Source organism: Nonomuraea purpurea (assembly GCF_042650645.1).
Lineage (GTDB): Bacteria > Actinomycetota > Actinomycetes > Streptosporangiales > Streptosporangiaceae > Nonomuraea > Nonomuraea purpurea.
Genome location: NZ_JBHSBI010000067.1, coordinates 1 through 8209, shown reverse-complemented (window position 1 = coordinate 8209; position 8209 = coordinate 1). Strand labels below are relative to the sequence as shown.

Below are 8209 nucleotides of genomic sequence, written 5' to 3'. Positions count from 1 at the left end.
AGCCGTCTGGATCAACGAACCCGCCAAGGAGGAAACCAACTCCGATACAGAACAAGTCGCCTAAAACGTCTCAAACAGTTTGACAGTTACCGCCTGGGCATAGGTCTTGGTCTCCGAGGTATCGGAGTGGAGCATCAGGTACTCGGACAGAACCTCGAAGTACAAGTAGCCGAGGAACGGCACGTGAGCCACGGCGGCGGACAGTTGGTCGATGAACTCGGGTGCCGGAGTGGCATGGCCGGCGGCGTTGCGCAGGGCAACGTCGAGGAACGGGGCGGCGGCGCGCAGCCCGGCCAGCACGGTGCGGCCGAGCTGGTCGTTCTCGGCCGGGGCGAGGAAGCTCTGGTAGCGCAAGTAGGTACGCAGGTGGATGGCACCGAGATGCAGGTAGTCGACGCCCTTGGGCCGGATCGGGCCATCCGGGACGACCTCGAACACCAGGGGCGTGGTGGAGGGCTTGGTCTCCATCAGATAGGTGCCGAGGTTGTGGGGGCGCAGTCCCTCGCGCTGACTGACGAGAGGCGAGCAGTACAGGGCTCCGACCAGGCAGCCGGTGGAGACGTGCAACTGCCGGCTGGTGCGGATGGCGTTGATGCCCCTGGTGGTGTGCAGCAGGTACATCGGCTGCCCGCTGACGAGCGCTTCGGTCATGGCGTTGTTCCGTATCAGCCAGCCGTTGGGAGTTGAGCGTTCCAGGTAGTGGCGCCAGTCGCTCTCACTTTCGGCCAGCGAGGCAGGAGTTCGACGCTGCACGGGCATGGTGTAGTCCGTGTGCGCGTGTTCCCATTCGTCGCGCAAGAGAACTCCTGGGATGGAAGGTCGGCAGCTGGGCAGGGGAGAATTTCGAGAAGCTAAAGGACCTCGACGTTCGGTCCGGACAGGCGGTTTCGGCAGTCGAGAACATAGGGCGCGTTCTTCTCGACCATTGCGAGGTCGAATCGTGCGTGGTCCATGAGGAGCACCACGGCGTCAGAAGCCGCGATATCCTCCGCGCTCGCGTCCACCAAGGGCACGTTCAGCTTGGTGTCGTCGCCTTCCGGGATGTTGGGGTCGGCGCCGCGGACCTCGGCGCCGAGGTTGATCAGGAGCTCGGCGACACGTGCCGAGGGCGACTCGCGGAGGTCGGTGGCATTGATCTTGTAGGTCAAGCCGAGCAGCAGGATCCGGGATCCGTTGATGGGCATGTTGCGCTTGTCGAGTGCCTCCGCCAGACGACGGACGACGTAGTCGGGCATGTGGCGGTTCACGTCGTTGGCGAGTTCCACGAACCGGAAAGGGACGCCGAGCTCCTGCTGGACCTTCCAGGACAGGAACAACGGGTCGACGGGCAGGCAGTGCCCGCCGACTCCCGGCCCCGGGGTGAACCGCGTGAAGCCGAAGGGCTTGGTTGCGGCGGCGTCGATCGCCTCCCAGATGTTCACGCCGAGGGGAGCCGCCAGCGTCGCCATCTCGTTGACCAGGGAGATGTTGACGAACCGGAAGACGTTCTCGATCAGCTTGGCCATCTCGGCGATCCTCGTCCCGGACACCGGAACCGTGGTCTGAAAGATGCCGTCGTAGAAACCCTTGATCGCATGGAGTGATTTGGCGTCGATTCCGGACACCAATTTGGGCGTCCCCTCGAACGACCACCTCTTGTTCCCCGGAGCGATGCGTTCGGGACTGAATCCAGCCAGGAAGTCCACCCCGCCTTTGAGGCCCGAGGTCTGCTCCAGGATCGGCAGCAGCAGTTCCTCGGTGGTGCCGGGATAGGTCGTGGACTCCAGGACCACCGTCGCGCCGGGGCGAAGGTGCTCGCCCAGCATCCGTGCGCAGGACTCGATGTAGGTCAGGTCGGGCACGCCGTCCCGCAGCGGGGTCGGCACGGTGATCACCGCGATGTCGAAGCCGGCCAGCGCGGCAGCGTCGGCGGTCGCGAAGTAGGCCCCGGAGTCCAGCACCGCGCGGAGCCGCGAGGAGGTCACGTCCTCCACGTACGACTCACCGGCGGCGAGCCGCTTGATACGGTGCAGGTCCACGTCGTAGCCGACGACGCGATGGCCCACCTCGGCGGCGCGCACGGCCAGAGGCAGTCCCACGTAGCCCTGACCAGCGACGACAACATCCATGACGACTCCAATCTGGGTAAGGAGCACCTCTGTGCCCCTGGTTTCTGTGGTGATGCCGGTACACAATGCGGCGGCCACGCTCGGGCCGTCAGTTCGGTCGGTGCTGGCGCAGACCCACAGCGATCTCGAACTGCTGATCACCGACGACGCCTCCTCGGACGACTCGATGGATCTGCTGACAGAGCTGGCCCGGCAGGATGAGCGGGTCCTGCCGGGGGCAGCGGCCCGGCAGGGGGGCGCGGCCCGGGCCCGGAACCTGGCCATCGAGCGGGCCCAGGGTGACTTCATCGCCTTTCTCGACAGCGACGACATGTGGCTGCCGACGAAGCTGGAGAAGCAGCTCGCCTTCGCCGCGACAGCCGGGACGCCCCTCACGTTCACCTCCTACTACAAGGTCGACGCCCTGTACGCGGGCGAGGCCGCCGACTTCGTCCCGAACGGGCGGGTCGTGTGGGCGCCTGAGCACGTGGACTACAGCGCGATGCTGGTCCAGGACCACATCGGCGCCCTGACCGCCATGTACGACCGCAGGGTGCTCGGGGCGAAGCTGATGCCGGACATGCCGAAGAGGCAGGACTACGCGCTCTGGTTGTCGATCATGCGGGACGGGACCCCCGCCCGGGCTCTGAGGGAACCCTTGGCCGTGTATCGGTCTCAGCGGGCCGGGTCGCTCTCGTCGAACAAGTTGTCGCTGGTCCAGTACAACTGGAATCTGTACCGTCGGCACGAGCAGCTCTCAGTGGTCCGGTCGACGCGGGCTCTGGTCGGGGCGGCATGGCACTCGGTGCGGAAGTCGCACATCTAGCGCCCGTTCACGGGCCCGGTGCGCGACCGTTTCCGGGTGGTACCCGACCGGGCCCCGCCCCGTGGCCGTGCCGCGTGATCGGCGGCTGGACCCGAAGAGCGGGACTCGGCGGGTCACTGGTGCCGTCGGCCGGCTATGCGGCCGAGCCGGCTCCGGTCGGCGCGCGCAGAAACATCTGGAGGAGCAGCCGTCGGTCGGCGACCGGGACGGTCTCCTGACCGCTGCGGAGCGCCTCCCGACCATGCAGGAAGCGGCGCTGGTTCACGATGAGGTAGTCCCCGGGCTGGAGCATGAAGGAGACCTGCCCCCGGACGAGCTCCTCGGCGAGCTCCCTGGCGGCGTCGGCGTGCGCCTGGCCGAGCTCGGACCTCTCCAGCATCTTGGCGGTGAACCGGACGAACCCCTCGCCCGGGTCGGAGCCGTCCAGGATCGGAAACGGCTTGTACTCCTCGCCGACGCCGTGCAGGTCGAAGAAGGTCCCGTAGTGGTAGGCCGACTTGGCCAGCAGGGCGCGGCTGTTCTCCGACAGCCGCGCCACCGCCGCGTGGGGATCGGAGAGGATGCTGGGGCCGCCGCCGAGCGGGTCGGGGCGGACGCACAGGAGCGTGGTGTAGTCCGGGGGCCGGGTCGCGTTCACCAGGTCCATGTGGAACGCGTTGTACCCGATGCCGCTGGACTTGCCGGGGTCCTTGTCGACCTTGACCCCGATGTCCTTCCAGAGGGGCCACCGCGGGAAAGGCGAGAAAGGGACGGCCACCTCGGCCGCGAAGGCCGTCGCCAGCCGCAGGAACCGGTCGTCGTCGGTCCCCAGCGCCTTGGCGAGGTTTCCTAGGCGCAGCACGGCGTAGCCGCCGCCCTCTCCGGTCAGCGCGTGGCGCAGCGTCGCGGCGACCTCCTTGACCAGCGGCACGGACTCCATCTGCGCCTGGTACCTCTTGAGCGTGGCATCCGCCAGGAAGGAACCAGCCATGTCCCAAGCGGGGAGCGCACCTCCGATCTCGATCAAAGCGGCTTCGAGCTCCTTCGACAAGTTGATGAAGGCCGGCGGCCTGGAGTCGGGTTGGATCATGCTGCACTCCTTGGGTTGACGGGACAGTGCGTGGTACTGGTGCACTTCCTCTTCCTTCAGTTGGGTCGGGAGGCTGCGCTTCCGCTACCCCATCGACCCAGCCTGACCTGCTCGATCGCCAGGGCATCGGTAGCTCTCCTCTGGGTTGGTGGTGCCTGCGGGCTCGGGAGACGCTGGCCAGGCCGCTGCCCCTCGCAGCCACCACGCCGCGGGTCGATCCCGAGACCGCAGGGTTGTGCCTGGCAGACCTCACCGTTGAGCAACGGCGGAGCTGCCCTCCTGGGCGGGCCGCGGCAGGGCCTGCCAGAACTCTGCTTCGGCGAGCGCTTCTCCTGCGTGCCGACCGTCGTCTCCACGTGGGCCGCCGCTCATCCGGCTAACACCGCGCGAACGGCGCGCACGTTGCCCCGTATCTCCTCATAGCGGAACGCGATACGACGAGCGGCGGTCGCCGCATTCGCTGTGGAGGCATGGTTGTAGATCCACCGGCCTCGCCCGGTCGTGTGGCCGGTCCACCACCACCAGATGTCCCCGTCCGTCCAGACGACCAGGTCGGTCGAGATCAGCACCAGCGCGACGCCGTCGCCGTGACGGACCTCGGAAGCGATCCGGTGCGCTGCGTGGAGCTGAGCCTGCAGTTGCTCGGCTGCCTTATCGGCCGGTCGCAGGCCGGGCACAAGCCACCTGGTCGCGGTCATCGCCCGTCACCTCCGTGCTCCTCGCCTTCGCCAGCCACGGTGAGCCGGACCAGCTCGGCGAGCGACTCCGGAAGAGGCTGTTTCACCAGGTCAAGGTAGTGAACCATCAGCCGTGTGGCCGCCGTGGCGGGAGCCCGGGCGAGTGTCCACAGGACGGTTCCGCGCGCGCTCGGGCAGGGAACCTGCCAAAAGATCAACTTCCCGTCTGTCAACGCGACCAGATGGGGCCACAAGGACACCGTGGCCTTGTCATCGCCGCCCAGGACATGAGCGGGGATGTTCAGGCGCTCCAGTTCGGTCTGCACCTGGTGAGCCACTGCGAGGGCCGGTCCAGGCTTGCGGGCGGCTGGTCGGGCTGTGGTGCTATGAGGGTGCACGGCTGGGCTCCGCTCTAGTAGGGAGGGTCGAGGATTTCGGCCCGTTCTTGGTCGGTCATGGCTGCCGCGCCGAGTCGGTCGCCGGCGGAATCCAGACCCGCAGGCGTCAGGTGCCATCGCTGCATGAGTGCGACCGCCCGTCCCCGCTGCTCCCCTGCGGGATCGCATCGATCCCAGCCCAGCGCGCTCCACTGCTCGTCGCTGGTGGGGCCACAACCGCGTGCTTCCAACAACCGATCGAGGCGGGCGCGGGTCACGTCGTATGGGGCGAGCGTCATCGCCCAGCCGATGGCGATGACGAGTTCCGCGCACCGTCGGCAGGCGCTCGCGCAGGTGTGATACCACCACAGGATCGTTATCTCTGTGGTCGCCGAGGGTGCGGCGAGCGCGCCGCATACGGCGGTGGTGGCCATGCCGACAGGGGCGTCCCAGATGACCGCGTGCTCGGTGTCGTCCAGGTCCCTGGCCAGCGCGTAGTCTCCCGGTTCGGGCATGGTCGTGTCCTTGTGCTCGTGGGCGTGAGTAGCGCGCACCATGGCGCACATCGTCTGTTCGGCCGGGCCTTGCGGGCTCACCGCGCTGACTCCGCCGCCGATGTAACGTGGCCGCATTCCAGCTCGGACAGTTGCTCGCCGATCCGGCGGGCGGCCTCCTCGGTCTCCCCTACGGGAGCGTGGCTGGTGGCTTCGCCGGGCGCGGGGTCCACTGGGTCACCGATGGCCCATCGCACCTCTCCACCGTGCTCGTCGGTCCACACGGCCAACGTGGTGGCGTCGAGGCGGGGCCGCCCCCCGAGGTAGCTGATCGAGGTTTCCACGCCGTGGCTGCGCAACTCGGCTTGCAAGGGCTGGATGGCGCGTTGGCCACGGGTCATCGCGTCCAGGATCTCGCCTGCGGGCGTTGCAGGAAGGGGATACACCACGGGGAACTCCTCTGATCGGGACGGGTCGGGGAGCCTGGCAGGTGCCCCGGTGACGGGCGGTCAGACCGGGCGGCTAGTACGCGCAGTTGGGCGTCGTGCCGCAGCCGTTGTCGGTGACCATTTCCTGCGGCCTGTCGGCCTCACCGATGCGGGGATCGAGGTCGAACACACCCGCGATCTCCGTTTCCGTCAGCGCGGACATTGAACAAACCTCCAGCAGTGGCGGGACAGCCGATCGGCTGATCGGCCGGGCAGCACTTCCAAAGGCTCCACAACAGCGAAGGCTGTCGTAGTGCCGGTTGGGCTGTGCTGAAGACTAGGAAAACCCGACGACCGGTCGCCCACCAGTGATCATCTGTAGTCTTCCGGGGCGCGGACGTAGTCTCTTCCACCCGGTTGGGCTGCAGCCGGGCAATGGCTGAGAGATGGTGGAGACACCGGCCTCACACCAGGAGCGCCCAATGATGGCTCCGCCCAAACGGCCGCACCCGTTGACGGTCTTGCGTCACGAACTCGGCTTGTCACAGGCGGCCTACGCCCGTGAACTGGATGCCGTCCATCGACAGCTCAAACTGGGCGGCATGGCGCACGAACGGCAGAAGATCTACCGGTGGGAGAGCGGGCGGGCCGTCCCGGGACCGTCCGCACAGAAGGCGATGGCCGTCCTTCACGACATCCCCACCCATCTCCTGCAGACCCTGCCGTGGCCGGACTGGCTGGCCACCGCATGCAAACGGGCAAAAGGGACTCCCCCTTACGGCGATCAGGCAGCTACCGTAGAACTGCTGACCGATCTCGCAGTGGGAGGCCCGGTGGACCGGCGTGAGTTCCTGATCATGACGTCGGCCACGCTCGGGGCCTCGATCACGGGCTGGCAAGACGCACTCGCCTCCCTCACCAGCCCTTCCTCGACCGGCCGCCGTCAGATCACCGCGTCCATGGTCGACCACCTGGAAGTCCGGCTGGACCGCCTGCGCCATCTCGACGACGCTCTGGGCAGCGCCCAGCTACGCGAGCTGGGGATGGCTGAGTTCGCCTTCATCGTCGGCCTGGTCAAGGAAGCCCGCTTCGACGAGCCCACCGGCCGGCGGCTGTACGCAGCCGCCGCCGAAGCCGCCCGCTGCTGTGCCTGGGTCCACTTCGACGACGGCTACCACGCCCAAGCGGAGCGGTTCTTCGACGCCGCGCTGCGCGCCTCGGCCACCGCCGGAGACCCGCTCATCGGCGCCTACGCGCTGTCGTTCCGAGCGATCCAGCACTACACCGCCGGAGACCCCCGGGACGCCGTGGCGCTCGTGGAAGCCGCCCAGGTCCAGACGAAGAACAAGGCCACTGCCCGCTTCCGCGCGATGCTCGCCACCCGCGCCGCCCGATCCCACTCCAAGGCTGGCGACCGGCGCGCCTGCGCCCGCGCGCTGCACCAGGCCCGCGATCTGCTCTCCGCCGGGCCCCACGACGACGACCCGCCCTACCTGTACTGGGTCGATCTCGGGGAGATCGAGATGATCGCTGGGTCATCCGCGCTGCAACTCGGCGACCCCCGGGAGGCGATCCGCCGGTTCGACGCGGCGATCGACGCGAACTACGCCGGAGACGACCAGTACCCGCGCACGCACGCCATCTACCTGGCCCGCGCCGCGGACGCCCATCTGGCTCTGCGAGACTTGGACCAGGCAGTCGCGGTCGCCGAACACGCCGTCCGCTGCCTCGGCGGCGTCGACTCGGCCCGGTCGTCGGCAACCCTGGAGGGACTGAGAGACAACCTCGCCGAGCACCGCCATGTGCCGGTAATCCGGGACTTCCTCGACTTCACCGCGTGAGCACGCCCCGGAACAGGTCAGCCAGCGCCTGGACGCCGGCAGCGCCCGCCCCGGTTTCGGCTCCGGTACCAGGCGGCGGCAATGACCTTTCCGTCATCACCTATGCCGCCAATTTCTACGCCCAGAATGCCTATCCAGATCTTGATGTTCGCCCGTGCACCAAATGTTGATCAAGCCATGGTGGCAACGACTCGACCTGCGGGACTTCTCACCCGCCACGTTCCACAGTAACTCCGTTCTGATCACCCACACGGAACGGACACCCTCACCATGGTCAGTCGCATCGCCCTCATGACCACTGCCCTCGCTACCCTGCTAGCCCCGTTTTCCGCACGTGAGTGATCTTCAGCGAAGGTCTCGTGGATCGATGTCGAGGAGGTCCAGGAGATCAAGTTGGAGTGCGGTGGGTT

10 protein-coding genes are annotated in these 8209 nt (G+C 67.5%); 2 read left to right on the top strand and 8 right to left on the bottom strand.

Translation table 11 applies throughout. The features are described 5' to 3' along the window. Positions 1–60: 60 nt before the first annotated feature. Positions 61–798, bottom strand: coding sequence for a hypothetical protein (locus tag ACFOY2_RS54410; protein WP_379536075.1), 738 nt, complete (start codon positions 796–798; stop codon positions 61–63). 53 nt (positions 799–851) lie between these two features. After that, a complete protein-coding gene (locus ACFOY2_RS54405) occupies positions 852–2108 on the bottom strand; it encodes a nucleotide sugar dehydrogenase (protein WP_379536074.1) in 1257 nt (418 codons plus the stop codon). 31 nt (positions 2109–2139) lie between these two features. Here ACFOY2_RS54405 and ACFOY2_RS54400 point away from each other — a divergent pair, with 31 nt between their 5' ends. Continuing rightward, on the top strand, positions 2140–2913 hold the full coding sequence (locus tag ACFOY2_RS54400; RefSeq protein WP_379536073.1) for a glycosyltransferase family 2 protein: 774 nt from the start codon (positions 2140–2142) through the stop codon (positions 2911–2913). A 133-nt stretch (positions 2914–3046) separates the two neighbouring features. Here the strand turns inward: ACFOY2_RS54400 and ACFOY2_RS54395 are convergent, their stop codons facing one another. From ACFOY2_RS54395 to ACFOY2_RS54370, 6 genes are all read right to left on the bottom strand, one after another. Beyond that, a complete protein-coding gene (locus tag ACFOY2_RS54395) occupies positions 3047–3982 on the bottom strand; it encodes a TauD/TfdA family dioxygenase (RefSeq protein WP_379536072.1) in 936 nt (311 codons plus the stop codon). 368 nt (positions 3983–4350) lie between these two features. Continuing rightward, positions 4351–4680: a hypothetical protein gene (locus tag ACFOY2_RS54390; RefSeq protein WP_379536071.1), complete on the bottom strand. Its 330-nt coding sequence runs from the start codon at positions 4678–4680 to the stop codon at positions 4351–4353. Next, positions 4677–4985 carry a hypothetical protein gene (locus tag ACFOY2_RS54385; protein WP_379536070.1) on the bottom strand — a complete coding sequence of 103 codons (309 nt, stop codon included), beginning with the start codon at positions 4983–4985 and terminating at the stop codon, positions 4677–4679. The genes ACFOY2_RS54390 and ACFOY2_RS54385 overlap by 4 nt, the downstream gene beginning before the upstream one ends. Positions 4986–5071: 86 nt before the next feature. Beyond that, positions 5072–5593 (bottom strand): hypothetical protein, encoded by a 522-nt coding sequence (locus ACFOY2_RS54380; RefSeq protein ID WP_379536069.1) that lies wholly within the window; start codon positions 5591–5593, stop codon positions 5072–5074. 35 nt (positions 5594–5628) lie between these two features. After that, the gene (locus tag ACFOY2_RS54375) at positions 5629–5931 is read right to left on the bottom strand and encodes a hypothetical protein (RefSeq protein WP_379536068.1); all 303 of its coding nucleotides are present in this window, start codon (positions 5929–5931) and stop codon (positions 5629–5631) included. Between the two features lie 121 nt (positions 5932–6052). Beyond that, positions 6053–6181, bottom strand: coding sequence for a hypothetical protein (locus ACFOY2_RS54370; protein ID WP_379536067.1), 129 nt, complete (start codon positions 6179–6181; stop codon positions 6053–6055). 379 nt (positions 6182–6560) lie between these two features. On the opposite strand from ACFOY2_RS54370, the gene ACFOY2_RS54365 reads away from it, so the two are divergent. Beyond that, positions 6561–7799: a tetratricopeptide repeat protein gene (locus ACFOY2_RS54365; protein WP_379536066.1), complete on the top strand. Its 1239-nt coding sequence runs from the start codon at positions 6561–6563 to the stop codon at positions 7797–7799. Positions 7800–8209: the final 410 nt, after the last annotated feature.